The sequence below is a fragment of the Gordonia sp. SCSIO 19800 genome (assembly GCF_018132775.1).
GTDB lineage: Bacteria > Actinomycetota > Actinomycetes > Mycobacteriales > Mycobacteriaceae > Gordonia > Gordonia hongkongensis.
This window is the reverse complement of the sequence record NZ_JAGRQM010000038.1, coordinates 1-25,631: the sequence shown is the minus strand read 5'-3', so window position 1 is coordinate 25,631 and position 25,631 is coordinate 1. Positions and strand designations below refer to the sequence as shown.

The 25,631-nt window shown below is 66.9% G+C and carries 25 protein-coding genes and 1 pseudogene; 5 read left to right on the top strand and 21 right to left on the bottom strand.

Features of this window, described 5'->3' with window-relative positions; translation table 11 throughout:
• Nucleotides 1–514: 514 nt before the first annotated feature.
• From KB201_RS24015 to KB201_RS23990, 6 genes are all read right to left on the bottom strand, one after another.
• Nucleotides 515–883 (bottom strand): Rieske (2Fe-2S) protein, encoded by a 369-nt coding sequence (locus KB201_RS24015; protein ID WP_211540839.1) that lies wholly within the window; start codon nt 881–883, stop codon nt 515–517.
• Nucleotides 880–3,387, bottom strand: a complete 2,508-nt coding sequence (gene nirB / locus KB201_RS24010; RefSeq protein ID WP_211540836.1) for a nitrite reductase large subunit NirB — start codon at nt 3,385–3,387, stop codon at nt 880–882. The genes KB201_RS24015 and nirB overlap by 4 nt, the downstream gene beginning before the upstream one ends.
• Nucleotides 3,387–3,734, bottom strand: coding sequence for a molybdopterin oxidoreductase (locus KB201_RS24005; protein ID WP_211540833.1), 348 nt, complete (start codon nt 3,732–3,734; stop codon nt 3,387–3,389). Before KB201_RS24005 ends, nirB begins: the two co-directional genes overlap by 1 nt.
• 115 nt (nt 3,735–3,849) lie before the next feature.
• Nucleotides 3,850–4,200, bottom strand: a complete 351-nt coding sequence (locus tag KB201_RS24000) for a DUF2834 domain-containing protein (RefSeq protein ID WP_058251506.1) — start codon at nt 4,198–4,200, stop codon at nt 3,850–3,852.
• A 79-nt stretch (nt 4,201–4,279) separates the two neighbouring features.
• On the bottom strand, nt 4,280–5,899 hold the full coding sequence (locus KB201_RS23995) for an FAD-dependent oxidoreductase (RefSeq protein WP_211540831.1): 1,620 nt from the start codon (nt 5,897–5,899) through the stop codon (nt 4,280–4,282).
• Nucleotides 5,899–6,822 (bottom strand): diiron oxygenase, encoded by a 924-nt coding sequence (locus KB201_RS23990; protein WP_065630222.1) that lies wholly within the window; start codon nt 6,820–6,822, stop codon nt 5,899–5,901. The genes KB201_RS23995 and KB201_RS23990 overlap by 1 nt, the downstream gene beginning before the upstream one ends.
• Nucleotides 6,823–7,015: 193 nt before the next feature.
• Here KB201_RS23990 and KB201_RS23985 point away from each other — a divergent pair, with 193 nt between their 5' ends.
• Together KB201_RS23985 and KB201_RS23980 are read left to right on the top strand one after the other, a co-directional pair.
• Nucleotides 7,016–7,786 carry an SDR family oxidoreductase gene (locus KB201_RS23985; RefSeq protein WP_211540828.1) on the top strand — a complete coding sequence of 257 codons (771 nt, stop codon included), beginning with the start codon at nt 7,016–7,018 and terminating at the stop codon, nt 7,784–7,786.
• Nucleotides 7,787–7,911: 125 nt separating this feature from the next.
• Entirely contained in the window at nt 7,912–8,835 is a 924-nt protein-coding gene (locus tag KB201_RS23980; protein WP_058251509.1) for a hypothetical protein, read from the top strand.
• 82 nt (nt 8,836–8,917) lie between these two features.
• Here the strand turns inward: KB201_RS23980 and KB201_RS23975 are convergent, their stop codons facing one another.
• From KB201_RS23975 to KB201_RS23960, 4 genes are all read right to left on the bottom strand, one after another.
• Complete coding sequence (locus tag KB201_RS23975; RefSeq protein WP_078112190.1) at nt 8,918–9,526, bottom strand: trimeric intracellular cation channel family protein; 609 nt, start codon at nt 9,524–9,526, stop codon at nt 8,918–8,920.
• A 118-nt stretch (nt 9,527–9,644) separates the two neighbouring features.
• Nucleotides 9,645–9,818 (bottom strand): 50S ribosomal protein L32, encoded by a 174-nt coding sequence (gene rpmF, locus KB201_RS23970; protein WP_004020060.1) that lies wholly within the window; start codon nt 9,816–9,818, stop codon nt 9,645–9,647.
• Between the two features lie 180 nt (nt 9,819–9,998).
• Nucleotides 9,999–10,949, bottom strand: coding sequence for a DUF4190 domain-containing protein (locus tag KB201_RS23965; protein WP_211540826.1), 951 nt, complete (start codon nt 10,947–10,949; stop codon nt 9,999–10,001).
• 151 nt (nt 10,950–11,100) lie between these two features.
• Complete coding sequence (locus KB201_RS23960) at nt 11,101–11,835, bottom strand: DUF4190 domain-containing protein (RefSeq protein WP_159370342.1); 735 nt, start codon at nt 11,833–11,835, stop codon at nt 11,101–11,103.
• Between the two features lie 61 nt (nt 11,836–11,896).
• Between KB201_RS23960 and KB201_RS23955 the strand changes: the two genes are divergently transcribed.
• A complete protein-coding gene (locus KB201_RS23955) occupies nt 11,897–12,832 on the top strand; it encodes an AEC family transporter (protein ID WP_159370341.1) in 936 nt (311 codons plus the stop codon).
• A gap of 6 nt (nt 12,833–12,838) precedes the next feature.
• Here the strand turns inward: KB201_RS23955 and KB201_RS23950 are convergent, their stop codons facing one another.
• Nucleotides 12,839–13,477, bottom strand: a complete 639-nt coding sequence (locus KB201_RS23950) for a DUF1707 domain-containing protein (RefSeq protein WP_203235903.1) — start codon at nt 13,475–13,477, stop codon at nt 12,839–12,841.
• A gap of 193 nt (nt 13,478–13,670) precedes the next feature.
• On the opposite strand from KB201_RS23950, the gene KB201_RS23945 reads away from it, so the two are divergent.
• A complete protein-coding gene (locus tag KB201_RS23945) occupies nt 13,671–14,321 on the top strand; it encodes a hypothetical protein (RefSeq protein ID WP_203235902.1) in 651 nt (216 codons plus the stop codon).
• Between the two features lie 60 nt (nt 14,322–14,381).
• Here the strand turns inward: KB201_RS23945 and KB201_RS23940 are convergent, their stop codons facing one another.
• The 10 genes from KB201_RS23940 to KB201_RS23895 all read right to left on the bottom strand — a co-directional run bounded on the left by KB201_RS23940 (nt 14,382) and on the right by KB201_RS23895 (nt 24,318).
• Nucleotides 14,382–16,385 (bottom strand): VWA domain-containing protein, encoded by a 2,004-nt coding sequence (locus KB201_RS23940; RefSeq protein WP_137808922.1) that lies wholly within the window; start codon nt 16,383–16,385, stop codon nt 14,382–14,384.
• Nucleotides 16,386–16,406: 21 nt separating this feature from the next.
• Entirely contained in the window at nt 16,407–17,885 is a 1,479-nt protein-coding gene (locus KB201_RS23935; RefSeq protein ID WP_058251515.1) for a sigma 54-interacting transcriptional regulator, read from the bottom strand.
• Entirely contained in the window at nt 17,854–18,462 is a 609-nt protein-coding gene (locus KB201_RS23930) for a hypothetical protein (RefSeq protein WP_058251671.1), read from the bottom strand. The genes KB201_RS23935 and KB201_RS23930 overlap by 32 nt, the downstream gene beginning before the upstream one ends.
• Nucleotides 18,463–18,473: 11 nt before the next feature.
• Nucleotides 18,474–18,968 carry an SRPBCC domain-containing protein gene (locus KB201_RS23925; protein WP_137808923.1) on the bottom strand — a complete coding sequence of 165 codons (495 nt, stop codon included), beginning with the start codon at nt 18,966–18,968 and terminating at the stop codon, nt 18,474–18,476.
• A complete protein-coding gene (locus KB201_RS23920) occupies nt 18,965–19,360 on the bottom strand; it encodes a helix-turn-helix transcriptional regulator (RefSeq protein WP_058251517.1) in 396 nt (131 codons plus the stop codon). The genes KB201_RS23925 and KB201_RS23920 overlap by 4 nt, the downstream gene beginning before the upstream one ends.
• A gap of 177 nt (nt 19,361–19,537) precedes the next feature.
• Nucleotides 19,538–20,443, bottom strand: a complete 906-nt coding sequence (locus tag KB201_RS23915; RefSeq protein ID WP_211540823.1) for a TauD/TfdA family dioxygenase — start codon at nt 20,441–20,443, stop codon at nt 19,538–19,540.
• Between the two features lie 335 nt (nt 20,444–20,778).
• Complete coding sequence (locus KB201_RS23910) at nt 20,779–21,621, bottom strand: ABC transporter ATP-binding protein (RefSeq protein WP_211540820.1); 843 nt, start codon at nt 21,619–21,621, stop codon at nt 20,779–20,781.
• Complete coding sequence (locus KB201_RS23905) at nt 21,602–22,675, bottom strand: ABC transporter substrate-binding protein (RefSeq protein ID WP_211540817.1); 1,074 nt, start codon at nt 22,673–22,675, stop codon at nt 21,602–21,604. Before KB201_RS23905 ends, KB201_RS23910 begins: the two co-directional genes overlap by 20 nt.
• Nucleotides 22,676–22,680: 5 nt before the next feature.
• Entirely contained in the window at nt 22,681–23,547 is an 867-nt protein-coding gene (locus tag KB201_RS23900; RefSeq protein WP_211540814.1) for an ABC transporter permease, read from the bottom strand.
• A gap of 138 nt (nt 23,548–23,685) precedes the next feature.
• Nucleotides 23,686–24,318 (bottom strand): hypothetical protein, encoded by a 633-nt coding sequence (locus KB201_RS23895; RefSeq protein ID WP_211540811.1) that lies wholly within the window; start codon nt 24,316–24,318, stop codon nt 23,686–23,688.
• Between the two features lie 666 nt (nt 24,319–24,984).
• On the opposite strand from KB201_RS23895, the pseudogene KB201_RS23890 reads away from it, so the two are divergent.
• Nucleotides 24,985–25,631 (top strand): annotated as a pseudogene (locus KB201_RS23890) (HNH endonuclease); the annotation flags it as partial.

Genomic DNA, 25,631 nt, shown 5'->3' with positions numbered 1-25,631 from the left:
GCCAACCTAAGAACATCCCGCACAGGGTGGGGACTTCTACCTGGCCACCAGCGGGGACATCAAACTGGCCGTTGACACTCGGCGCAGGTTGGTTTCACTGCTCACCGCCAGCCGGTGAGGCTGGCGTGGTCGGTTGAACTGTCACTGGACGACGCCTACGCGATCGAGCGACGAATTCACGGCTGGTCTCGTGCGAAGAAGAAGGCACTGATCGACGGCGATATCGATCTACTGCGCGCCCGGGCAGGGCGCAGGGGCGGTCGACCACGCTGACATTGACACGAGGCTTTGTGAACAAACGTGCAGGAGGACTTCCAGTGCCGTCACCAGCCCTCCGTGGCTCGTAGCGATCGCTCCTCACAGATCAGGGTCTCCGGCCTGACGGCCGTCGTGGGCCACGAAAGACCACTCCTGGGCGACTGAACTCATGTTCCCTGAGGTGCGAGCGAAGCGAGCCACGAAGGGCTCCGCAACGCGTCTCACCAGGCCCTTCGTGGCTCGTCGCTATCGCTCCTCACACCTTTGGGAGCATTCGTTTGTCACTAACGCCCGCAGGAGCACCCAACCAGACGACGATGTCCCCGTCTCGGTCCTCGACGCGGTAGACGCCGATGGAGTCGATACCGTCCGAGGTGCATCGGCCATCGGCCAGTTCGAAGGCGTACTGGTGCAACGGACAGACGACCTTGCCCAGATCGAACTGGCCGTCGGCGAGCGGTCCCCCACGGTGCGGGCAGACGGCGTCGGTGGCGCGCAGGGTCCCGTCGGTCAGGCGGAACACCGCGATCTGCTTGTCTTGCATCGCATATGCGCGGCTCTCGCCGACCTGTAGGTCGTCCAGTTGTCCCACGACGACGCCGGCGTCCGCCGACACGCTGGTCATCGGACCGGCACCCGGGGCAGCGGCAGCAGCGGGAGCGCCGAGGTGAACTGCGCGGGCGATTTGGGTTCGGCGCGGTCCAGCCAGGGATCGACGTAGGCCTCGACCGCGGCGTCGATCCCCTCTTGCAAACCGGCGACCAGTCCGTCGCGGTCGTCGACGATGATCGCGCGGAGTTCCTCGATGCCGATGCGCGGTACGAATGCGTACGTCCGCTCCAGCCACTTGCCCTGCTCGCGGTAGTACTGGATGAAGAGGCCGCACAATCGGATCACCTCGTCAGCCGAATCCACCGTGGCCAGCAGGTCGCCCTTGCGGATGTGCGCGCCGGCGGCGCCACCGACGTAAATCTCCCACTTGCCGTCACCGATCGCGACCACGCCGAAGTCCTTGCACAGCGCCTCGGCGCAGTTGCGCGGACACCCGGTCACCGCGAGCTTGAGCTTCGCCGGCGACTCCAGACCCTGGTAGCGCGTCTCGATGTCGATGCCGAGCTGCGTCGAGTCGCCGAGACCGAATCGGCAATAGTCGGTGCCGACACAGGTTTTCACCGTCCGGAAGCTCTTGCCGTACGCGTACCCCGACGGCATGCCGAGATCTTCCCAGACCTTCGGCAGATCTTCCTTCTTCACGCCGAGCAGGTCCAGTCGCTGCCCGCCGGTCGCCTTGATCATCGGGATCGAGTACTTCTCCGCGACGTCGGCGATCTTGCGCAACTGCTCGGGTGAGGTCACGCCGCCCTTCATCTGGGGCACCACCGAGAAGGTGCCGTCACGCTGGATGTTCGCGTGCACCCGGTCGTTGACGAACAGTGCACCGGGTTCGCGTTTCCACTCCGAACCCCAGATGATCCGCAGCAGTGAGGCGAGCGGCATCTTCGCCGTCGCGTCCTCGCCGCCGGGTGCAAGTTTGTCGAACACCTCGCTGACCGATCGCAGGTCCTGCCGTCGGATGGCATCTATCAGTTCGGGTTTCGTCAGCGGGATGGCCGGGACGTACCAATCGGCGGACGCGTCGGCGGTGAGCTCGTCCCCCGCTGCGAGTTCGACGATGTCGGCGACGAGACCCTTGCAGGAACCACATCCCTTGCCGGCGCGGGTCTTCGCGCACACCTCGCCGACGCTCGTGCATCCCGATGCCACGCAGGCCACGATGTCGCCCTTGGTGACCCCGTTGCAGTTGCACACCTGCACGTCGTCGGCGAGCTCGGCCGCCCCGGTCTCGGCGCTGGGGGTGCCCAGGTCGAACAGCATCGAGATGCGTTCGTCGGGGAGCGGCACCTTGTCGTCGAAGGCCTGCGTGAGGAAGTTGACCTTCGAGATGTCGCCCAGCAGCATCGCTCCGATGAGCTTGTTGTCACGAACCACGACGCTCTTGTAGACGCCGTTGCGTGGTTCGTAGAACTGGACGAATTCGTCGTCCTCGCGTTCGGGTCCCTTGACCCCCATGGCCGCGACGTCGACACCGGCGACCTTCAGCTTCGTGGTCAGCCGCGAACCGTGGTATTCGGCAGCCGGATTCGCGCCGGTGAGGACGTCGGCGAGCACGACCGCCTGCTCCCACAGCGGCGCGACCAGACCGTACACCTCGCTGCGGTGCTGCGCGCACTCCCCGACCGCGTAGATGAAGGCCTCGTCCTCGCAACGCATCTGATCGTCGACGACGATGCCGCGCTCGACGACCAGACCGGCGCCGCGGGCGATCTCGACGTTGGGGCGGATGCCGGCCGTCACCACGATCATGTCGGCGGGCAGCGAATCCCCGTCGGTGAAACCGACTCCCGCGACGGTCCCGTCGTCGTTGCGCAACACCGCCGTCGTCCGCTTGCCGGTGTGGACACCGACCCCCAGCGCCTCGATCTGGTTGCGCAGCACCTTGCCGCCGCGCTCGTCGAGTTGCTGGTTCATCAGGTGCCCGGGCGAGTGCACGACGTCGACGGCCACACCCTGGGTTTGCAGTCCGTAGGCGGCTTCGAGTCCGAGCAACCCGCCGCCGATCACCACCGCGCGCACGTTGTCGCGCGACGCGGCCATCTGCAGCATGCCGTTCGTGTCCTCGATGGTGCGGAAGCCGAACACGCCGCGTGCGAGCCTGCCGTCGGACTCGCGGAGTCCGTCCATGTTGGGGAAGAACGTGTGAGACCCGGTCGCGATGATCAGCACGTCGAACTCGATGATCCGTCCGCTCGCGCAGGTCACCGTCTTGGCGAACCGGTCGATCGACTCGGCGCGATCACCGGAGTGGAGCGTGACGTCGTTCTCCCGGTACCACGCCATCGGGTTGAGCATCAGGTCGTCGTCGTCGGCCGCGGTCTCCCCGGCCAGTACATGGCTGAGCATGATCCGGTTGTAGTTTCCGTACGGCTCGTCGCCGATCATGGTGATGGCGAACTGTTCCCGGCCGCCGCGGGAGATGATCTCCTCCACGGTGCGCGCGCCGGCCATGCCGTTGCCGACCACGACCAGCCGACGCGTGGGAACCGGTGGCGTCAGGTGCTCGTCGCCCATCAGAAGATGACCATCCCGAAGTCGACGACGACCTCACCGCTCGCGCCCTCCGGCGCGGCGAGGAGGAGCTCCAGCGTGGTGTCGGGTTCCACGTCTTCGACGACCCGCAACGGCACGTTGACCGACGACCTCGCGCCCATCGGGAACATCCGCATCGGCGTGCCGTCGCGAACCAGGGTCACGCAGATGAGTTCGTCGGAGCTGTTGCCGCCGCGAAAGTACAACGGCTGAGCCGTCATCCCGGGCGGGACGACGAAGGTCAGCGACGCATCGATCGGCCCCGGCTTCGACAGGCCCGAGCCGGAGAACGCGTAGACACCCTGCAGGAATTGTGGAGTGCTCGACATTCCGCCACTATCCGCGAGGCGCATGAAATGCGACTTGCCTCGGTGTTACGGCGACGTTGTCTGGTTCTCACCGGCCCGGCCCGCCCGCGAGAGCGCCACCGAGCGCGCGGTTCCGCTACCGCGAACCCAGCGCACGCTCCCGGGCGAGGAAGAAGAACGGGATCGCGGTGGCGATGCCGACGCCGAAGGTCAGCACGACCGACGCCAGCCACCACGGCAGGATGCGCAGGCGGCGGGCCTCTGCGAGAGCCCACACATGGAAGCCGATGACGACGAACGTCAGGTCGACCATCGCGAACCGTCCGGGCGTCGTCTTCAGGATGTCCCCCACGAAGAAGTCCTTGACCGACCCCGGCCCGTTCTGTCGTACGTAGGGGATCGCGATGGCGTTCTGCGTGACCAGCGCGGACAGGAAGACGACGAACAACGATCGCTCTCGCCACTTCTGGTAGGAATCGGTGGTCATCAGGCCCTCCTCGACGTGTCGGAACCTCGATGGTGGCACGGCAGAGCGGCACCCCGGCCCGAAACCGGAGCGATGGCCGTCAGGTCCGACGCCACCCCGCGGCGCCCACCATCTCGGCGACCTGGGTGAACTTCACACGGGGCCGGCCCTGTTCGAGGCCGCGACGCCGTTCGCGACGGTCGATGGCCCGCATCCCGCGGTAGCCGATCACCGTCCGGACGCGTGTGCGCACCAACGCACCGAAGGCTCCGGGCTCGCGTTCGGTCCGCGGCAGCCGGCCCGCCGCGGCGTCGGCGATGAAGTCCTCGACGGTGCGCGTCGCGCACATCTTGTTGGCACCGATCCCGCCGCTGGGTCCGCGCTTGGCCCAGCCGAGCACATATCCGCCCGGCACGATCGCACCTGTCTCGTCGACGAGGCGGCCGTCGACGTTGCTGAAGACGCCGCGCGCGTCGTCGAAGGTGAGACCGGGGATCGGGGTGGAGCGATAGCCGATCGAGCGCACCACGAGATCGGTGGCGACGTGGTGACGCCCCTCCCCCGTGCGCACCGTGATCGACTCGACCTGCGAATCACCGGTGATCTCTTCCGGACTGCTGTGGAACAGGAACACGATCCGACGGCGCTTCGGGTCGGCGGGATGACGGAACCGGGCGAGATCGGCACCTTCGGCGTCCTCGATCACCTCGACCTCGACACCCGGGATCTCCGACAGCGCACGGTATTCGGCCGCCGTGTAAGCCGCGGACGCCTGGTCGCGACGGCCCAGCAGCACCACTTCGTGTACGTTCTGCTCGGCGAGCAGTTCGAGCGCACGGTCGGCGATGTCGGTGGTGGCCAACAAATCCGGCGGGGACACGAGGATTCGCGCAACATCGAGGGCCACGTTGCCCGTACCGACCACAACCGCACGACCCGTCGCCGGGTCGTCGGCGGTTCCGCGGCGCAGCGGTGGCCCGGCATCGACACCGGGCACGCCGTTGTACCAGGCGACCAGATCGGTGGCCGACGTCGAACCCGGAAGGTCCTCACCCGGAATTCCCAGGCGCCGTGACTCACTGGCACCGACCGCGTAGAACACCGCGTCGAAATGCTCGGCCAGTTCGGACGGGGTGATCTGGTCGGGCCCGTCCCCGATGGTGACGTTGGTCAGCATCGTGACGCGCGGGTCGCGGTAGAGCAGGTCGAATCCGCGGAGCACGCCCTTGGTGCCCGGGTGGTCCGGGGCGACACCGGCGCGCACCAGCCCACCGGGAGTGGGGAGTTTGTCGATGACGGTGACCTGCGCCTCGGTGCGGTCGAGCAGCGTGCGCAGGGCGTACCCGCCGGAGGGACCCGTCCCTACCAGCGCGACCCGAAGTCCCGCAGGCAGTTTCGGCACCTTGGGATAGGTGATCGACGACGCGGAGTCGTCACCGATGGGCGCCCAGCCCGAGCGAACCTCCGGGTTGGTCTTGTAGTAGTCCGCGTTGATGTCGATGAAGACCTTGTCCCGGGTGCCGAGCTTGTCCGCCGGGTAGATGGCGTCGACGGGACAGGCATCGGCGCATGCGCCGCAATCGATACACGCCTCGGGGTCGATGTGCAGGATGTCGGAGCTGCCGAAGCCGCGCTCCTCCGGTGTCGGATGGATGCAGTTGACCGGGCACACGGCGACGCATGCTGCGTCACTGCAACACGATTGGGTGATGACGAACATCAGAGCATGTGCGCTTTCCGGTAGTACCGCATGGCGGGCTTGGTCAACAGTCCGACCTCGTCGAGGAATTCCATGAGGTGCGCGCAGCTGCTGCGGATCATCGAGTGGAAGTGCGAGTTGGTGCGCATCTCCCGAACCGCGCGGTCGACGTCGAGCCCGGCGTCGGCAAAGGCCTTGGGCTGCACCAGACTCGTCACGATGAAGTAGGCGCCGACGGCGACCGCGAACGCACTGAACTGGCGGCGCGCCCAGCTGACGCCCTCCAGGGAGTCACGCACCTCTTCGCGCGCGAACTTCATGTGGCGCGATTCCTCGAGTACATGGATCTCGTTGACCGTGCGGATGAAGTCGAGCACGCGGTCGTCGCGCATGCAGCCGCGCTGGAAGACGTCCAGGACCTCTTCGGCGACCAGGATGCCGGCGTAGGCGACCTCGTTCTTCGCGGTCTGCATGAAGATCTTGCCGAGGCGCGAGACCTTCTTCGACGGATGGTAGGAGGCGCCGACCATCTTCTCCGACGCCTTGGCGAACATCAACGAGTGCCGGCACTCGTCGGCGACCTCGGTGAGCGCGAACTGGAATTCCGAACCGTGGTAATCGCCGAGGTACTGGTCACGGATGACCATCTCCTGCAGGATCATCTCGAACCAGATCCCGATGTTCATGATCGAGGCGAACTCGTGGCGCGTCACCGAGATCCGCTGCTCCTCGGTGAGCTCGTCCCAGTACGCGGTCCCGTACAGCGACGACCATTCCGGACTGCACCCGTACTTGGTGGGGTCCATCGGCTTCGACCAGTCGATCTCGGTCATCGCGTTGCGCGACAGCCGGGCGGCCGACGCCAACAGCCGTGCCGAGACCTCCTCGGTGCCCTGGTCCCGGAGACTGATGACATTCTCGGATCGTTCCATCGCGGCGGTCATGGAGAACTCACTTCCCGGTCGTCGTCGATCGTGACAATGATCGATGTAATGACAATGCGTGTTGTCAAGATAGCACCGCCGTGTGACCGAGTAAACGAATCGACGAATATACTCACCGGTAAGTTCAGCGCCGAGGATCGTCCTCGCAGGTCAGCGGCGTCGAAGCCGTCCGTTCAGTTGCAAGGAGTCCTCCATGCCCTCCATCTTCATCACCGGCGGCGCTGCCGGAATCGGTCTCGCCACCGCGGAGCGTTTCGGCCGCGACGGGTGGACAGTCGGCGTCTACGACGTCGATGCCGACGCGCTGGCGAAGGTGAAGGCCGACCATCCCGACTTCATCACCGGCACCCTCGACGTCCGCGAGCCGGAGCAGTGGGCCGAAGCTCTCGCCGAGTTCACCTCGCACACCGGCGGCACACTCGACGTCCTCGACAACAATGCCGGCATCCTCCACGAGGGCCAGATCGACCACATCACGCCAGACCAGATCAAGCGGCAGATCGACATCGACGCCCTCGGCGTCGCGCTCGGCGCCCAGGCCGCATACCCGTACCTGAAGAAGACGCCGGGCGCGCACCTGGTGAACATCGGATCGGCGTCGGCGATCTACGGCCAGCCCGGCATCGCGGTCTACTCGGCGACCAAGTTCTTCGTCGCGGGCCTGACCGAGGCGCTCGAACTGGAATGGGAGCACGACGACATCCGCGTCGTCAGCATCTGGCCCCCGTGGGCGAAGACCGCCCTCGCCACCGGCGGCGCCAAGTCGACGAAGACCCTGGGCATCCGGATCACTCCCGAACAGGTCGCCGAGAAGATCTGGGAGTCGGTGCACCCGACCCGTCAGGACAAACTGCTGCACCGCACCAGCTACTCCGTCGGCGCGCAGACCCTGTTCCTGCAGAACGCCGCCAAGTTCATCCCGAACTTCCTGAACCGGGCAGTCAACAAGTACATCGCGCAGTAACCCCACCACCCGCAAACCCACCCCTTTTGCGTGAACCCACCACTCTCGAACCAGGTGGGTCTACGGAGAAGGGGTGGGTTTGTCGGAAGGTGGGTCCGGACGGCGCATTCGTGCGTCTGATTCGTATGGACCTACCCACCGACCCGCATGGCCTGATTCTCCGCAAAGAAACCGCCGGCACCCACATCAGTGATGAACAGTTGCAGCACATGGTCGGCAACAAGACCCTCGTGCGGCTCTGGCCGGGCGCGTTGGCCGACTTCACCGCGGTCAGCGAACTCCAGGCAGTCGAGAAGCACCGCTTGACCGTCATTGCTGCGGCAAGGGCTGGACGACCCGGTCGGATCTTCAGTCACACTTCGTCAGCTGCCATGCACAGGCTGCCGATGCTGTGGCCCGACCTGTCGCAGGTCCATGTGACGTCGCCGAAAGTCGGAAAACGGGCCAAGCACATCGTCAGACATCAGGCCACCGTCAAGCCGCAGGACATCGACGTCATCGACGGGGTCACGGTGACATCCATCGAGCGCACGGCATGTGATGTCGCCCGACTGGGAACCAACCGGCAGGCCCTCGCGGTGCTCGACGCCGCGCTTCGACGTGACGCCGATCCGGACCGAATGAGACAGATCCTCGACTCGTGCCGAGGATTCAAGGGGGTCGAGATGCTCCGCCGCGCGCTGGCACACGCGAACGCATCGTCGGAGAGCATCGGCGAATCCCTCAGTCGCGCAGTCATGCTCGAGTTCCCCGACCTGCCGATACCACGACAGCAGGTCAAGATCTTCGACGACCACGGCGTGTTCATCGCTCGCGTCGACTTCCTGCTGGCGAACAGGGTGATAGGCGAATTCGACGGCATGATCAAGTACAGCGGCGGCCTCGGCGACGAGCCCGCGTGGCAGACGGTGGTCGAAGAGAAGGCGCGTGAGGACCGGCTGCGCGCGCAGGGGTACACCGTCGTGCGGTGGACATGGCCGGACCTCGCCGACAAGGCGCGCTTCTACGCGCAGATCAAGAAAGCACTTCGACTCGGCGGCGTCGAGTGATCCGTAAACCCACCCCTTTTCCGTAGATCCACCGCGCTCGGACCGGGTGGGTTCACGGAGAAAGGGTGGGTTTGCGGCAAGGTCAGCGTCGTGCGGTCGGGAGCCGCAGCGCGAACCGAAGGCTCACCAGGCGCAGCGCGGTCGCGAAGACAGATCCGACGACGAGCCAGATCCAGTGTGCCGCCGAGGTGTACGTCGCGCCGACCGCGACGATGGCGGCACCGAGTACCGCGGGTACGGCGTAGAGGTCGGCGGGTGTGAGGAGGAGCGGGATCTCGTTCGAGATCATGTCGCGGAGCACGCCGCCACCCACCGCGGTGAGGAGCCCGACGGTCGTCGCGGCGAACGGGCTCGCCCCGACGTCGAGGGCGATGCTCGCACCCGTGGCCGCGAAGAGCCCCATCCCGAATGCGTCGAGCACGAGTATCGACCGGTGCAGTGCCGTGAAGGCGGGATGGAAGAAGAAGACGACGAGGCCGGCGACAGTTGCGGTGACGATGGGACCCCACCCGCTGATCGACGCGGGCGGGGTGATCCCCAGCAGGACGTCGCGCAATACGCCGCCGCCGACCCCGGTGAGCACGCCGACGGTGATGATCCCCCACATGTCGAAGTCCTTGCGGACCCCGAGCATCGCCCCCGACGCCGCGAACACCGCGATACCCGCGAAGTTGAGCACGTCGAACACCACGAGATCACCTCGCTATCCAGGGACAGGCCGGTCGGTCAGCACGCGAATGACCGCCCCGGGCGAGCCAGGGGCGGTCATCGGTATGACAGTGCGGCGCCGGTACGGCGACCGAACGAGGCTAGCGACGATCCAGGTCGATGAGACCGGCGCGAGCCGCCTTGACCAGGCGACGCGGAATCCGCACGGGGACGCCGTTCACCTTCTCTTCTTGCAGTGCGGGGTTTTCCGCCTTCCACTGCGAACGACGGCTACGGGTGTTCGCCCGCGACATCCGGCGCTTCGGTACAGCCATGGTTGAGCCCTTCTCCTACTGTGGTCTGCGTGGCCGGTGGTGACGCCTGGCATCACTGGATCGGCCCCATCAGTGCACCCCTCGACCCGGCGCGGCCGCGGCACACAACCCGACCAGACTACCTGGCGAGGACGCCCGATTCCAAAATGGCCGATCCGCACGCGCCCGGGGTCGCCTACTTCAGAGGTAGCCCCACGGCGATCGGAGGTCGGTCAACGCGATGGCCACCCAGTATGCAACCCACACGACAATGATGAACGCCCCGATGATGACCGCGGTGAGCGCCACCCCATCACCGGTCTGCCTGCCACCCGACGCCGCGATCTGTCTCCGCGCGACGATGCCGAGCACCAGCCCGACGAGGCCGCCGACCCCGACGCACAGGAGACCCAGCAGGGAGGCCACCAGGGCGGCCACGGCCAGCTTGTTGGTCGACGGGCCGTCGGCGTCGACGGGCCGGCCGCCTTCGGGGCGGGAGTCGGCGGAGGCCGATTCCGCGGATCGGGCATCACCGGGCGCGGCGAACGGTTGCCCGGACCGATCCGGGGGCGGACCCTGCGGGGGCTGACCGTACCCCGGCGGGGGGCCGTATCCCGGCCGGCCGGGGCCGGGTTGCCCCTGACCCGGCGGTCCGTAACCCTGCGGCTGGCCGTAGCCCTGCTGTCCGTAACCCTGCTGTCCGTATCCCTGCTGCTGACCGAATCCCGGCCGGGGAGGTGGTGGGGCTTGTCCCGGTGGCGGTCCCGCCGGGGACCGCGTCGAGATCACGCGCGTGGCGTCGTAACCGGACGGGGCCGGGCCACCCGGACCCGGGCCCCCGGGGCCACTGGGCGCGGGTGGCGGCGGAACCGGCTGTGCAGCGGACGGATTCGACGGTCCACCGGTGCGGATGACCCGGGTGACACCGTCGGCCGGACTGTGCGACTCGGGAATATCCGTGTCATCCGGTCCGGCCCCGGGTGTCGAGGTCACCGGCACCGAGTCCGGCACCTCGTCGGGGACCGCCGCCTTCTGGGTCGGTTCCCACGGCGACGGGTCGGTTGCCGAGGTGTCCGAAGGTGGGCCGGACGGTGGGGATTGCGGTGCCTGGGCCGGATCCGTCGGATCGCTACCCCCGGTCGGAGTGGTCATCGGATGCCTTTCACAAGCTGTGCCGCAGCGGGACAACGCGGGGAGATGCATGCACGACCAACTGGCCGTGCGTCACGCACAGCTTAGTGAGAAAGGGCTCCGAACTGGGCCGGAGTCGATGAACACGACCCCGGATCGGCCCGAAATTCGTTCAGTAGTAGTAGGTGGAGGAGCTCGTGTCGCCGGCGACGATCAGGACGATGAACAGAACGGTCCACACCACGCCACCGACGATGGCGAGCGCGCCGGTGATGATCCCGGCCAGGCCCATCCCCGAACCACTCTGCGTGCCACCGGACTGTTCGATGTCCCGTCGCGCCATGAACCCCAGCACGACGGCCGCGATGCCGACCGGTATCGACAGGAAGAACGAGAAGAACAAGCAGGCGATCAGCGAGACGACGCCGACGATGCCACAGATGAGGGCCGCGATCGCCTTGCCGTTGGTCTTCTGCGGCGGCGCGTATCCATAACCGCCGCCGTAAGGTGCCGCGCCGTAGGGGTTCTGCGACCCGTACGCGCCGCCGTACGCCGGCGCCTGGTAGGGATCGTTGACCTGACCGTAGGACCCACCCGGCGGCTGTGCGTAGGGATCCTGGCTCGGCGTCCCGTAGCCCTGGTTGCCGGCCGGCGATCCGTACGGACTCTGCCCGTACTGCTCCTGACCGTAAGGGTTCTGACCGTAGGCGTTCTGGCCATAGGGGTCCGACGACGGACCCGGCTGGTAGGTCTGGCCGTATTCGGTCGGCGCGTACTCCGGTGCGGGACCCTGGCCCTGGTCACCCTTGGAGAGGTTGGGACCCGAGTTGCCCGAGGACCCCGAGCTCGGCACCGTACCCCAGTCGTCCTGGCCCTGGCCCGAGCCCTGTCCCGGTGGATAACTCACGCACAACCCCCATGTAGATCCGACACGATGTGTTCACCAGCCTAACGATTAGACTCAACCGGTGTCTGGCGTCATCTCCGGCTTCACGGTGATCTTCATTGTAGTCGGGGTGGGATATCTCCTCGGGCGCACGCGTGTCATCGGCGACCACGCCCACGAAGTCCTTTCCCGCCTGGTGTTCTTCGTCTTCACACCGGCGCTGCTGTTCCACTCCATGGTCACCTCCGATCTGTCGGTTGTCTTCTCCTCGACGCTGGTGATCGCGGGCGGCAGCGCGTTTCTGATCGGTGCGCTGTACGTCGTCGTCGCCAAACTGTGGTTTCGACGCGCGGTTCCCGAACTCGTGATTGGCGGCCTGTCGTCGTCGTATGTCAACAGCGTCAATCTGGGTCTTCCGATCGCGATCTTCGTTCTCGACGACGCGTCGTTCATCGCGCCGCTGCTGCTGTTCCAGATCCTGATCTACTCACCGATCGCGTTGCTCGCGCTGGATCTCACCGCGCTGGACCGGGATTCGGGAAGATCGCTGCTGCGGGACTCGCTCGTCGCGCCGATCACCAATCCGATCGTCGTCGGCGGACTCGCCGGTCTGTCGGTCTCGCTGATCGGTTGGACCCCGCCCGCGGCCGTGATGTCCCCGCTGAAGATGCTCGGTGACGCCTCGGTGCCGGCGGCGCTGCTGGCATTCGGCTTGTCGCTCACCGGCGTCGCGGTGTTCAAGAAGGGTGCGAGCCCCCGCCGCGACATCGCACTGGCAAGCGTGCTGAAGATGATCGTCATGCCGCTGGCCGTCTACGCCATCGCCCGTTGGGGATTCGGGCAGACCGGCGAGGCGTTGTTCGCGCAGGTGGTCATCGCGGCGTTGCCGACCGCGCAGAATGTCCTGGTGTACGCGACCCGTTACCGGCGCGGCCAGATCCTCGCCCGGGACACGGCACTGATCACGACGCTCACGTCGATACCCACCATCATGATCATCGCACTGCTGCTCGCCTGAACTTCCTCAGGCGTCGGGCTCCTCCCGGTGCACGTACTTGACGTCGACGCCGCCCATCAGCGCCAGTCCGGTCACCCGTACCACCGGCGCGCCGGGCCGGGACGCCTTTTGCGACCGGCCGCTGAATCCGCCCATGATGCCCAGTCCCCCGATCTCGACGGTCACTCCGTCGGGCATCTTGATCTCGACCCCGCCCATGATCGCCACGCACTGGATCGTCAGCACCGGCGCGGTGAACTCCACCTCGCGAAGGTCCAGTTCGACCCCGCCCATGATGGCGGTGGCGGTGAGTTGATCGGCGACCACCGCTGTCCCGGACAGCTCGCTCCCGGACATGATGGCCAACCGGTGGCGGACGGCCGTGACCGCGCTGCCGCCCGTCACCCGCGGGCCCGGGGACAGGCTGGCCGCAGGCATGACGACGCCGAGCTGTGCCACCGGGAGATCGTCGGTCAGGGCGTCGAGGTCACCAAAGGTCTTGGCGAGGACCGCTTTTCCGGCTCGCTCCTCGTACTCGACCGGAGACAGGCTGCCGTGCGCCATGGCGGCGGAGAGGATCTCGTGGACCAGTTCGCGGTCCGCATCCGCGGCGCGGAGTCGGGCACGCCGGTCGTCGGGCATCGGTGAATCGCCGGGTTGGGTCACGTCTGGAAACCCTAGTTGTCCGAGTTCGGCACGACCACCCTGATCTTTCCCCGGAGACGACCCCGAGGAGTCGTCGGGCCGGTACCTCGCATCGACGACCCCTCTGGACAACTGCCCGACGAAAGACCCGGCCGAGCGGCATAATCCAACACGTCCGGGCGGGACGGCCGACCGGCGTACATCGGAGGCGAACATGAGTCAGCCCTACGATTCGGGCCAGTCCCCGTACGGCCAGCCGAACCATCCGCAGTCGCCCTTCCCCGGCAGCGGTCACCCGCTATCGGGCGGCTATGGACAACCCGCGTACCCGGGGTACCCGCCGCCGCCCGCCCCGCGCAAGGACCGGGCCGGGATGCGACGGTGGGGCAAGATCCTGACCCTGCTCGGTGTGCTGATCCTGGTCCTGTCGGTCACCGTCGGGGTGGTCATGGCGATCGCCGGTATCGGGAACGTGGCCGACAAGGCGTTCGAGGTCAACCCCACCGCCGAGCAGTACTACGACGCCGGTGACGAGTTCCAGTTGTTCAGCAGCAGCACGAACGGCGTACCCGCCTGCGAGATCACCGGTCCCGCTGCGCTGGCGTCGGGTACGAACTCGACGACCGAGTTCACCTTCGACGGTTCCGGGGTCGAATCGTTCGATTCGTTCGAGGTCGTGGAATCCGGCACCTACTCGTTCCAGTGCGATTCGCCGGCCGTCGTCGCATCCATCGACGCGTCCGGCATCCTCAGCGGTGTCGGCGGCGTGCTGCTCGCAGTCGTCGGCGGTGGATTCGGCGGCCTGCTCGCACTGGTGGGCATCGTGCTCTGGATCATCGCCGGCCGAAAGCCGAAGACCGTCTGACATCCTCGCGCCGACACATTCGCGCCGACGTCGCCGCGGCGCTCATCGATGGGGCGTCGATCAGCCGCGCCGACGCCCCTTCCGGGCCCGCAGATAGTCGCCGACCACGGCGGCGCCGAGACCGTCGACGTCCGGCGCCACCACGCGTCCGCCGATCCGGCGGGCGATCTGATCCATGAAGTGGGCCAGCCCGGGATCCTCGCCGAGACGGAAGAACGTGACCTGGGCGCCGATTCGCGCGACATGGTCGAGTTCCCGAACCGTCAGCGCGATGGTCTGCGGGTGCGGCGGATAGAAGAAGAACGGTTCCCCACTCGGATCGAGATGCGCGGTCGGCTCTCCGTCGGTGACCACCAGGACCACCGGCTGCGCATTCGGGAACCGCCGGAGGTGCCGCTGGGCGAGCAACAGTGCGTGATGCAGGTTGGTCCCCTGCTCCATCCGCGGTTGCAGACCGGTGAGCTCGGCGATGTCGATCGACCGCGCATATCTTCCGAACGCGATGAGGTGGAGTTCGTCGCTGCGGAAGCGCGTGGAGATCAGATGATTCAGGGCGATCGCGGTGCGCTTCATCGGCGTCCACCGGCCCTCCATCTCCATCGAGAAGGACGTGTCCACGAGCAGGACCACCGCTGCCTGCGTACGGCTCTCGGTCTCCGAGACCTCGACGTCGCGGACGTCGATACGCACTCCCGATCGCGCCATCTCCGACGTCGCGAGCGACGGTTCGTGTGTTTCGGACACAGTGCGCAGCACCGCATTCGACACGGTCCGGGTGACGTCCCAGGGGTCGGTGTCGCCGAACTCCCACTCCCGGGAAGCGCCGGTCGGCTCGCCGAGCAGTCCGGTCTGGCGGGTCTGGCGATCACCCCGGCGGCCCGACAGCTGCTCGGCGATGTCGCGGAAGATCGACTGACCGAGCTGGCGCATCGCTTTCGGACTCAGCCGGAGCTGACCGTCTGCGGTGCGGTCGAAGAAGCCCTGCTCGGACAGCGCCTTCTCGAGCTCGGCCAGCATTCTCGCGTCGACCGCCGCGTCGTCGCCGAGCTGCCGGGCGAGCGCGTCGAGATCGATGTCGTCCATCTGCGCGCCGGCATACTGCTGTGACAGCTGCTCGGAGAGCGCCTCGAGTTCGGAGATGTCGCGTAGTGCCGCGGCCCCCTCGCCCAGTCCCATCGGCTGGTCGCCGGAGAACGACTGCGCGTCGTCCCAGTCCAGACCCGGTCGAGCCGCCCGGAGCTGCGAATCCATCTGCGCCAGTTGGTTCATGAGGTCCGGCGACCCGAACGCCTGCTGCGCCAGCTGGTCGAGCTCAGCGCGCTGCTCGGGGGTCAGCGAGTTGTAGAACTGCTGGGCCGCCGCCGCGCGCTGGGCGAGGGAATCGATGAGTTCCTCGGTGTTGCGCGGGTTCTCCGGGAAGAACTCACCGTGCTTGGCCATGAACTCGTCGAATGCCTCGGTGGTGTCCTCGCCCCGGTTGTGCGCGGCGAGGAGCTCGTTGAGGTCGCCGAGCATCTCCGAGATTCGTTGCCGATCCTGCTCGTTCGCCCCCTCGAGCGCTTCCTTCATGCCGGCGAAGCGCTGGTCGAGCAATTCCCGGCCGAGCAGGTCCCTGATCTTGTCGTAGTCCTCACGCGCCTGCGGACTGCGCCAGTTGTACTCCGACAGCTCTTCGACGGCCTGGGCGGTCGACGGCGGCAGACTCCCGATCTGCATCTCGGCGAAGCGGGCGTCGTCGTCGAGATCGCGGGCGAGTTGCTTGCGCTCCTCGAGTACCGCACGGTCGAGGAGTTCACGGATCTCGGCGAAGGTGCCGTCGAGGTTGCGCTTCTTCAGCAGCTCCTGCCGGCGACGGTTGATCTGCTCGCGCAACTTGTCGAGTCCGCGCATGTTCGGTGTCCCACGACGCAGCAGCTCTCGGAGCGCCCGCTGCGGCGACGCGCCGGCCATGACATCGTCGCCGATCGTCTCCAACGCCTCGCGCAGATCGACCGGCGGCGCGAGCGGATCGGGCCCGCCGCTGTACCGCTGGTAGCGCGAACGGTGGAAGCTCTTGCGCGCCATGTGTTCTCCCTAGTCTTCCACTTAGCCGTAGATGGTCTGCCCGGTCTCGTCGGCCTCCTTGCCGATCCGTCGGGCGAGGAAGAGTCCCTCGAGCGCGAGCTCGACCGCGCTGGCACGCTCCCCGTCCGAGTCCGCTTCGAGGCGCTCGGCGATCTGGTCGAGAACGCCGGACGTGGTGTCCGGCGACGGGATGGAACCCAGCAGGTCGTCGGCACGCACCCGGTCGCCGGTGACCACCGGCTCGCCGTTCTCGAGGGCGGCGACGAGCGGCGCCATGTCGACGCCGCCGAGGTGGGCACGCACCGCGTCGGCGATGGACTTGCGCATCAGGTGCTCGAGGATCTCGAGTTCCCGGCCCTCTTCGCCGGACTCGAACTCGATCTTGCCGCGCAGCACCTCGATCACCGACTCGAGATCGACCACGCGTGCCACCGCCTGGTCCTCGCCCGTCACCGTCGCCCGGTGAAGCGCCGCGGCCGCAACGGTTTCGGCACCGGCGATGGAGAAGCGGGCGGAGACTCCCGATCGCTGGTCGATCGACGGGTGGTCACGGGCGTAGCGGGTGAACCGCGCCAGGATCTCGGTGATGAAGGTCGGGACACTGGCGGTCAGATCCGCCTCCTGCTCGATCACCGACACCTCGTCGTCGAGCTCGAGCGGGTAGTGCGTCCGGATCTCGGCGCCGAAGCGATCCTTGAGCGGAGTGATGATCCGGCCGCGGTTGGTGTAGTCCTCGGGGTTGGCACTGGCCATCACCAGGACGTCGAGCGGCAGTCGCAGGGTGTAGCCGCGGACCTGGATGTCGCGCTCCTCCATCACGTTCAGCATCGACACCTGGATGCGCTCGGCGAGGTCGGGCAGCTCGTTGATGGCCACGATGCCGCGGTGCGAGCGCGGGATGAGCCCGAAGTGGATCGTCTCCGGGTCGCCGAGGCTGCGTCCCTCGGCGACCTTCATCGGGTCGATGTCACCGACGAGGTCGGCCACGGAGGTGTCCGGCGTGGCCAGCTTCTCGCTGTAGCGCTGCGATCGGTGACGCCACTCGATCGGCAGATCGTCGAGCAGGTTGGCGGCCTTCCGGATCGACCCGGGGGTGATGGGTTCGTAGGGATGCTCGGCCAGCTCGGAACCCGCGATGACCGGCGTCCACTCGTCGAGGAGCCCGACGAGGGTGCGCAGGATGCGGGTCTTGCCCTGGCCGCGCTCGCCGAGCATGACGACGTCGTGGCCGGCGATCAGCGCCCGTTCCAACTGCGGGATGACCGTCGCCTCGAAGCCCACGATGCCCGGCCAGGGGTCGCGCCCCTCGCGGAGTGCGGACAGGAGGTTGTTGCGGATCTCGTCGCGCACACTGCGCTGCACGTGACCACTGGCACGCAGTTCACCCAGGGTTCGGGGTGACGGATGCCGGGTTTCGGTCGACTGGGAGCCATGCGTGGTGAAGTTGTCGTCTGGCACCTCATCGAGGCTACTCCGCGTTGTCGAGCGCGTGCTCGTCATCGCTCCTCGTCGCCGGCGTCCACCGCGGGTCCCGGCCGATGAATCCCATGAGGCGACTCACCGGGTCGGCATCGGCGTCCACCTCGACCTTCGGACCGTACTGACCCGAACTGCGGAGGATGTCGTCGATGGACGCCATGCCCTCGAGCAGTTGTCCGGCGAATCCGGGGTCGAGGTCGGGGGTGACGCCCTGGGATCGGGCGAGATCCCACGTGTGCATGTACACGTCGGCGGTGTAGAACCGGTCGATTGCCTCGACGAGTCGATGCTCGCCCGCCATCGGGTGGGTGAACGTGTCCTCGGCGGTCGGTCCGTCGAGGAGTGCCTGCACCGAGGCGGCGTGCTGTGACCACGCCCCGGCCGGGTCGTCGGCGACAGCGGGTCCCGCGGGCAGGGCCACCCCACCGGCGGCGAGGAAGCCGGTGAACCAGTCGACAAGGTGGGCCACGACGTCGCGTGCCACCCACCCGTCGACCGGCGTCGGCACCTCCCAGTCGCGGACGTCGGCGATGGCCTCCGCGAAGTCGGAGGCCACCTCTCGGTGACGCGACGATGCATCCAGTTCCGGCAGGGTCACGCCGGACACGATCAGATCTCGCCCTCGGTGAGCATGCGGTCGAGTGCGGCGTATCCCTCGTTCACGCCGACCTCCATGCCCGAGGCGAGCCAACCGTCGCGCGCTTCGAAGCTGTCGCACAGCGATTGGGCGTGGAGCCGCGTCGTGCCGTCGCCCAGATCCTCGAACCACAGGGTCTCCAGCGACACCGCATCGGGCATGCCGAGGAAGGTGAACGTCTGCACGATCTTGTCTTCGCCCACGGTGTGGAAGCACCCACGGAATCCGAACTCCTGCCCCTCGTGGGTGGAGACATAGCTCCAGCTGCCGCCGTCGCGGACATCCCACTCGATGACCCGGCTGCTGATCGCGTCCGGCCCGACCCACCGGACGAAGAGTTCGGGGTCGGTGTGGGCCTTCATCAGCTGGGCGGGAGTTCCGCGGAAGTCGCGGGTGATCCGGATGAGGGGGACCTCTTTGTCGGCCTCGATGGCGGCCTCGGGATAGCGGGTCTGCGTTGCGGTCATGACACCTTTCCTTCCTTGTGGAGTGGTTGTTCGACCTCGGGGTCCGACACCGTCGGATGCTGGGCCTCGGGGCCGTCGTTCATCTCGGCGAGCAACGCGTCGAGGCGCTGGTAGCGCTCCTCCGCCCGCTTCCGGTACCGCTCGATCCATTTGGTCATGAGGTCGAACACCTCTGCTTCCAGATGGACCGGACGGGTTTGGGCCTCCCGGGTTCGGGTCACCAGGCCGGCGTCCTGCAGCACCTTCAGGTGTTTCGAGACGGCCTGGATGCTGACGTCGTACGGTTCGGCGAGTTGGCTGACCGTCGCATCCGAGACCGCCAGCCGCGCAACCATGTCGCGCCGCGTCGGGTCCGCGAGTGCGGCAAACACCTTGGACAACTCGTCTGCCATCCGACCTCCTCAACCGTTTGGTTGAATACGATGGTGCGCCGGATCGTCGACCTTGTCAACCCCTCGGTTGAATAAGCTGGTCCCGGCTCGTGGACGACGCACTGAGCGGCATACGAGAACTCCCACCGCCGGCCGGGTGGCCGATGGTGGGAGTTCGGGATCGTCGGGAGGTCGCGGTCAGGCAGGTCCGATGGGCGCCTCGCCGCGCAGGGTGATCCGGTGCATCACCCGGCGGGCGTCGCCGTAGTCGCGGTTCGCGTAGTGCAGCGTGTTCCGGTTGTCCCAGAGGACGAGATCGCCGAGACGCCAACGGTGCCGGACGATGTGTTCGGGCTTGGTGAGGTGTGCGTAGAGCAGGTCGAGGATGCCGCGGCTCTCCGCCTCGGAGACGCCGTCGATGTGCGAAGTGAAACCGGGATTGACGAACAACGACTTCCGGCCCGTCTCGGGATGGATGCGCACCACCGGGTGGGTGACCGGCACCAGCTCGGTGACCTCCTCACCGTCCCAGGTGTTGCCGCGGCCGTTGCGTCGTTGCTTGAGGTAGTAGCCGAATTCGCGGTTGCCGTCGTGTACCGCGCTGAGTCCGTCGATCATCCGCCGGACCGGTTCCGACAGCGACTGGTACGCGAGCTCGGCGTCCGCCCAGTTGGTGTCACCGCCGTTGCGCGGCAACACAACCGGACGCAGGATCGAGCCCATCGGCGGACGCGGCATGAAGGTGACATCGGTGTGCCACACGTCGGCGAAGCCGTTGTCGACGCTGTCGAGCGAGTAGACCTCGCCGGGTACGTCGCCGCTGTTCCACACCGGATGCCCGAAGGTCAGGTCTCCCAGCCGGTTTCCGAACCGGATGTGCGCCTCGTCGTCGAGGTGCTGATCGCGCAGGACGATGACCTTGTAGTCGATCAGCGCCCGGCGCAACGCGGACACCTGTGCGTCGGTGGCGGATGCGACATCGACGCCGCGGATCTCGGCACCGAAACTCGGGCCGAACTCGTCGATGTCGAATTCGACTCCGCCGGAGATGGTTCCGGCGTCAGGACGGTGCGTGGTGGCGACGGGGTGAGAGGTGGTGGTCATGAGGATTGTTCTCCAGGTCGATGAAGGCGGGGGTCGGAGCGGGGTGCGCCGGCGGCGAACCGTGGTGCGATCCGTCCGCCCAGTTCATCGAGTGGAGGGTGCCCTGGTGTGCGCTGATCGAGCCGAACGCGCCTCGCGTATTTCCGCTGGTTGAGCCGGCGAGGAGCGGAGCCGCTGGGCCGAGCAAGCGACGAAGGAGCGCGTCGAGGTCGACGAGCCGAGTCGAAGCCACTGCTGTGGCGGACGACGCTGGAACGGAGGACACCCCCACTTCCTACCCGGACGCCGCGCCACCGCACAGGGTTGAGCCCACGCTGAGGAAAAGGCCCGGCCGCTCATGCGACCGCGGCATCCTTCACCTCAGCATCTTTCACGGCGGCCTCCTTCACCGCGGCACCGATCTCGGCGCGCAGGGCGGCGTATTCGGGTGAACCGCGTAGTTCGTCGGGTTCGACGCCGGTGCGCGGCAACGTCGAGGTGAGGTCCAGTGCGACCTGTCCCGGTCGTTTGGTGAGCACGATGATCCGACTTCCCAGGAACGCTGCCTCGTCGGCGCTGTGGGTGACGAAGACGTTGGTGCGTCCGCTGTCCGCGCTCACCGCCCGCACATCCTCCTGCAACCGTTCCCGCGTGAGGGCGTCCAGCGCCGCGAACGGCTCGTCGAGCAGCAGCAACTGCGTATCGGCCGCCAGCGCACGGGCGATGGCCACCCGCTGCTGTTGCCCGCCGGAGATCTCCCAGATGCGCCGGCCGGCGGTGTCGTCCAGACCGACGCGTTCGAGGAGTTCGGCGCGGCGTGCCACCCGTTCGGATTTGGGGACCTTCGCGTACTTGAGCGCGAGATCGACGTTGCCGCCCACCGTCTTCCACGGGAACAGGCGCGGTTGCTGGAAGACGACTCCGGAGGTCACCCCGGGTACCGGGGCGCCTCCCGACACCTCCACCCTCCCCACCGTCGCGGGTTCGAACCCGGCGATGAGTCGCAGGAGGGTGGACTTGCCGCATCCGGACGCACCCACCAGCACCAGGAACTCGCCCGGCGGGACGTCCAGGTCGACCGGGCCGACCGCGGTCACGGCGTCCGCACCTGTCCCGTACCTCTGGGACACGTTGTGCAGACGGATCGAGCCGCGTCGCCCCTCGGGTCGGTCCGGCGGACTACTGCTGTTCGAGGACACCCGGCAATCCCTCTGTGTAGATGGCCTCGCGGAAGGTCTCGATCGGCGGTGCGGCCGGGATCTGCTGCTGCTCGGCGAGGAACACCGCCGCGCTGTGTAGGTTCTCGGAGAGATTGCCCGGGTTGCCCTGGGTACCGAGCCACGTCGGACTGGTCAGCTCCGCGACGGTGAGGAAGGTGCCCTGCTTCAACTGGTTGGCCGCATCCTCCGGGGTCGTGCCCAGCTGTGCGGCGACGGCGTCGGCAGCGGCCTGCGGGTCGTCCTTGATGAGGGTGAGCGCGCGGGCCTGGACCTGCCGCCAGGTGTTCACGACCTCCGGGTTCGCCGTCGCGAATTCACTGGAGACCACACCGAGGTCGAGCGTGGGCTTGCCCGCGGTGGCCAACTGCCGGCTGGCGATGAGAGTCGTTCCGTCCTGGCGCAATTCGTCGAGCGTGGGCAGCCAGGTGTAGACCGCGTCGACGTCGCCGCGCTGCCAGGCCGCCAGCGAGGCCTGCGGCTGCAGATCGATCAGGTTCACGTCCTTCGGGTTCACGCCGGCCTGGTTCAGCGCGGCCAGCAGGCTGTAGTGGACGGTCGAGGCGAACGCTGTCGCCACCCGCTTGCCCTTGAGATCGGCGACGGTCTCGATGCCGGTTCCGTTGCGCGCGACAAGGGCCTCGTTGTCGCCGGCGACGTCGAGCACGAAAGCCACCTGGTACGGGATGTTCAGCGGCGCGGACAGTCCACGGGCCACGGGGCTGGAGCCGATGGCGGCGAAGTCGACCTCTTTGGCGACGAACGCGGTGTTGATGTCGGCACCGGAGTCGAACTTGGTCCACTTGATGTTGTAGTCCGGCAGCGCTTCTTCGAGCCACCCGTTGTTCTTGACGATCAGGTCGCCGCTCGGGAACGACTGGTAGGCGAGCCGGATCGTCGGCTTGCTGTCGTCCCCGGAGTTGTCGACCGAGCAACCGGCGAGCACCAGCGCCACTGCGGCGATCATCCCGAGCACCGCACCGAAGCGCGACCGGCGCAGCCGGTACGAACCGGCCCTCTTGCGTGTGATTGTCATGTCTTTCAGGCCTTTCCTCGCCACGGCACCACTCGGTGCTCGATTGTTCGTAGGAGCCCGTCGATGATCAGTCCGGACAGACCGATGGCGATGATGCCGACCAGGACGACGGGGGTGTTGTTGTAGTTGCTGGCGTCCTTGACCACGCCACCGATTCCGGGAATGCCGTTGAAGAGCTCGGCAGCGACCACGGAGGAATACGCGATGCCGACCGAAAGCCGCACGCCGGTGAAGGTCTCGGGCAGCGCCGAGGGTACGACGACATCGCGGATCACCTCGGATCGCGAGGCCCCGAGCGCGCGCGCCGCCTCGATGAGACTCACCGGCGCGGCACTGACGGCGGCGGTGGTCGCCACCGCCGCGGGCGGTAGCGCGGCCAATGCCAGCAGCGTGATCTTCGGCGCCTCGTCGATGCCGAGCCAGATGACCAACAGGAAGAAGTACGCCAGCGGCGGTAGAGCGCGCAGGAACGTGAGCCACGGTTCCAGCAGGCGTCGGAACCACCCCACCGTTCCCATCGCCAGACCGAGCAGCACGCCGAGGATCACGCCGATCGCCACACCTGCGAAGACCCGGCGCAGCGTCATGTACAGGTGTTCCCACCAGTAATAGTCGGCATAGCCGCGGACTCCGTCGTGCGTCGTGGACATGTTGACGAAGGCCTGCCACACGGTGCCCAGGCGCGGCACGAAGGTCTCACTCCAGATCCCGCTGACGGCGACGACCTGCCACACGGCGGCGAACAGCACCACCGAGAGCAACGGGAGTCCCACCCGGGTCAACAGCGATCGCGCGCGAGACGAACCGCCGGGCGACGTGCGCTCCGCCCCACCACCCGCTTCGTCCGGGGTGATGTCCACAAACAAGGTCACCGTGCATGTCTAGACATCGCGAACCCCGGCGACCAGAGTTTTCTTCTCCGAGAGGAAAACTCCCGCCGGATGCATACGGATCCGGCGCGATGTGCTTGTGGCGTGGGGTTTCTCTGGTCGCGTCCGCGTGGGCGTTGCCTAGAACACGAACTGCGCGGTCACCTCGGCGACGCCGGCCAGCGCGGACTGGACGCGAGCGTGTAGCGCGACTCCGGCGGCTGTCCATCCGGGTTCGTCGTCGAGGTCGGCGTCGTGTGGACGCGCGTTCCACACGTCGTTCCACTCGGTGAGCTCCGCTGCCAGCTCGGGGTCGAGGCCCAGGCGCAATGGGTCGGCGGGGTAGTTCTCGGTGAAGTTCTCCCAGAGTGGTCCGGCGCCCCACTCGGGAAACATGCGGATGAGCCGCAGGCCGTCGGGAAGCACCACCGGTCGTGACTCTGCGGAGCGGGAGGCAAGATATCGCAGTTGCATCTCGGCTCGCCCTGCCCGCTCGACCCGTGTTCGAGCGGGCTCCCGATAGTCGTACCCCGACAGCCACACCAATCGCTCATGGTCGGCTCGATCGTCGACGACGACAGCGAGCGACCACAACTTGCCCTGATCGGTGAAGAAGTAATCGGCGTCCGAGATCACCGTCGTCACATCACATCCGGAGTAGTCGAGGACCTCCGCGCGGTAGCCGGCCCCGTCGTACTCGAAACCGAAGAGTCTCAACGGTGTCTCGTCACCGGCGTCATCGCCACCCGACCGCGCTGTGTTGCTGTTCGTCATCTCTTCACACCCCCGATCGGTGAGCATCTCACACACATCCAGCCGCCCTAAGCGACAAACCCTTGCGACCGAGGTGCACGACAAGACGCCTGCGCGTCCGAGGTGCGGGAAGCGTACGCATGCTTCCTGATCCGAAAGAACCGCAAACCCCTGGTCCCTGAGGTGCGAGGAGCGCAAGCCGCCGGGCCGAGCAAGCGACGAAGGAGCGCGTCGAGGTCGACGAGCCACGAAGGGCCCTGATGAGGCACCTTGCGAGCCCTTCGTGGCTCGCTTCGCTCGCACCTCAGCAAGCAGAAGTCTGGACGCTCACGAGTGTTTTTCGTAGTCCACAACGGCCGCCAGGCCGTACTTACTGAGGTGCAAGAAACGAACCCTCCCCCGCTCCCCGAGACGGGAGAAGCGCAAGCACCGACCCCCTCCGTCCCCCGAGGCGCGACGAGCGCAAGCGACGAGCCTCGAAGGGGTCTACACCCCAGGCCGAACTCAAAACCGCTCGCAATCAGGCCGATCGAACGTGAACCGAAATGCGGGACGAGTGTGACTGGAGTACACCTTGTCAACAATCCACGCCCACCCAACGCGAATCGACGCACAGACGACGAAATATGCTGCACAGTCGATGAATTCGTGGTTCTCGGCCTGTGGAATTCCCTCGAAATAGAACGAATGTTCCGGTACCTTGGAGTCATGCCCGAGCTCGCCACCCTCCTCGATCAGCTCATCGAAACCACCCCACCCGCCGACGACCCAACCAGCAGAGCAACATTCGACGCCCTCGAGACACTGCGCTTGATCCGCAACACCGTCGACCACCAGATCGTCACCCACACAGCGCAACTCGACGACCTCCGTGTCGCCCAGAAATCGGGCAGCACCACCAAGAAACTGCTGATCGAGTCAGGCCACGCACCTGCCGCCGCTCTTCGCACCATGCGCAGTGTCGACGCCCTGCCCAACCTGCCCGCTTTGGCGCGTCACGCGGCCGACGGGCGGCTGTCCAGCGAGATCGTCGACGCCATCGTCCGAGGCATGCACCAGATCGACAAGCGTTGTGGTGAGGCGCTTTCCGACGACAAGCGCTCACGGTATGAGCTCGAACTCATCGCCCAAGCACTGTCCGGTGCGACGCCGACGCAAGTACTCAAGCATGCCCGAGCCATCGTCAACACTCTGGCGGACACCTCCGACACCAGCGTACCGGCCGCCGACGACCCATCGCTGAACGCGGTCAACGCGCACACCACCGACGACGGCCGCGTCGAAATCCGGGCCGACCTCACCCAGATCGTCGGCGAGAAGTTCCAGGCCATGAT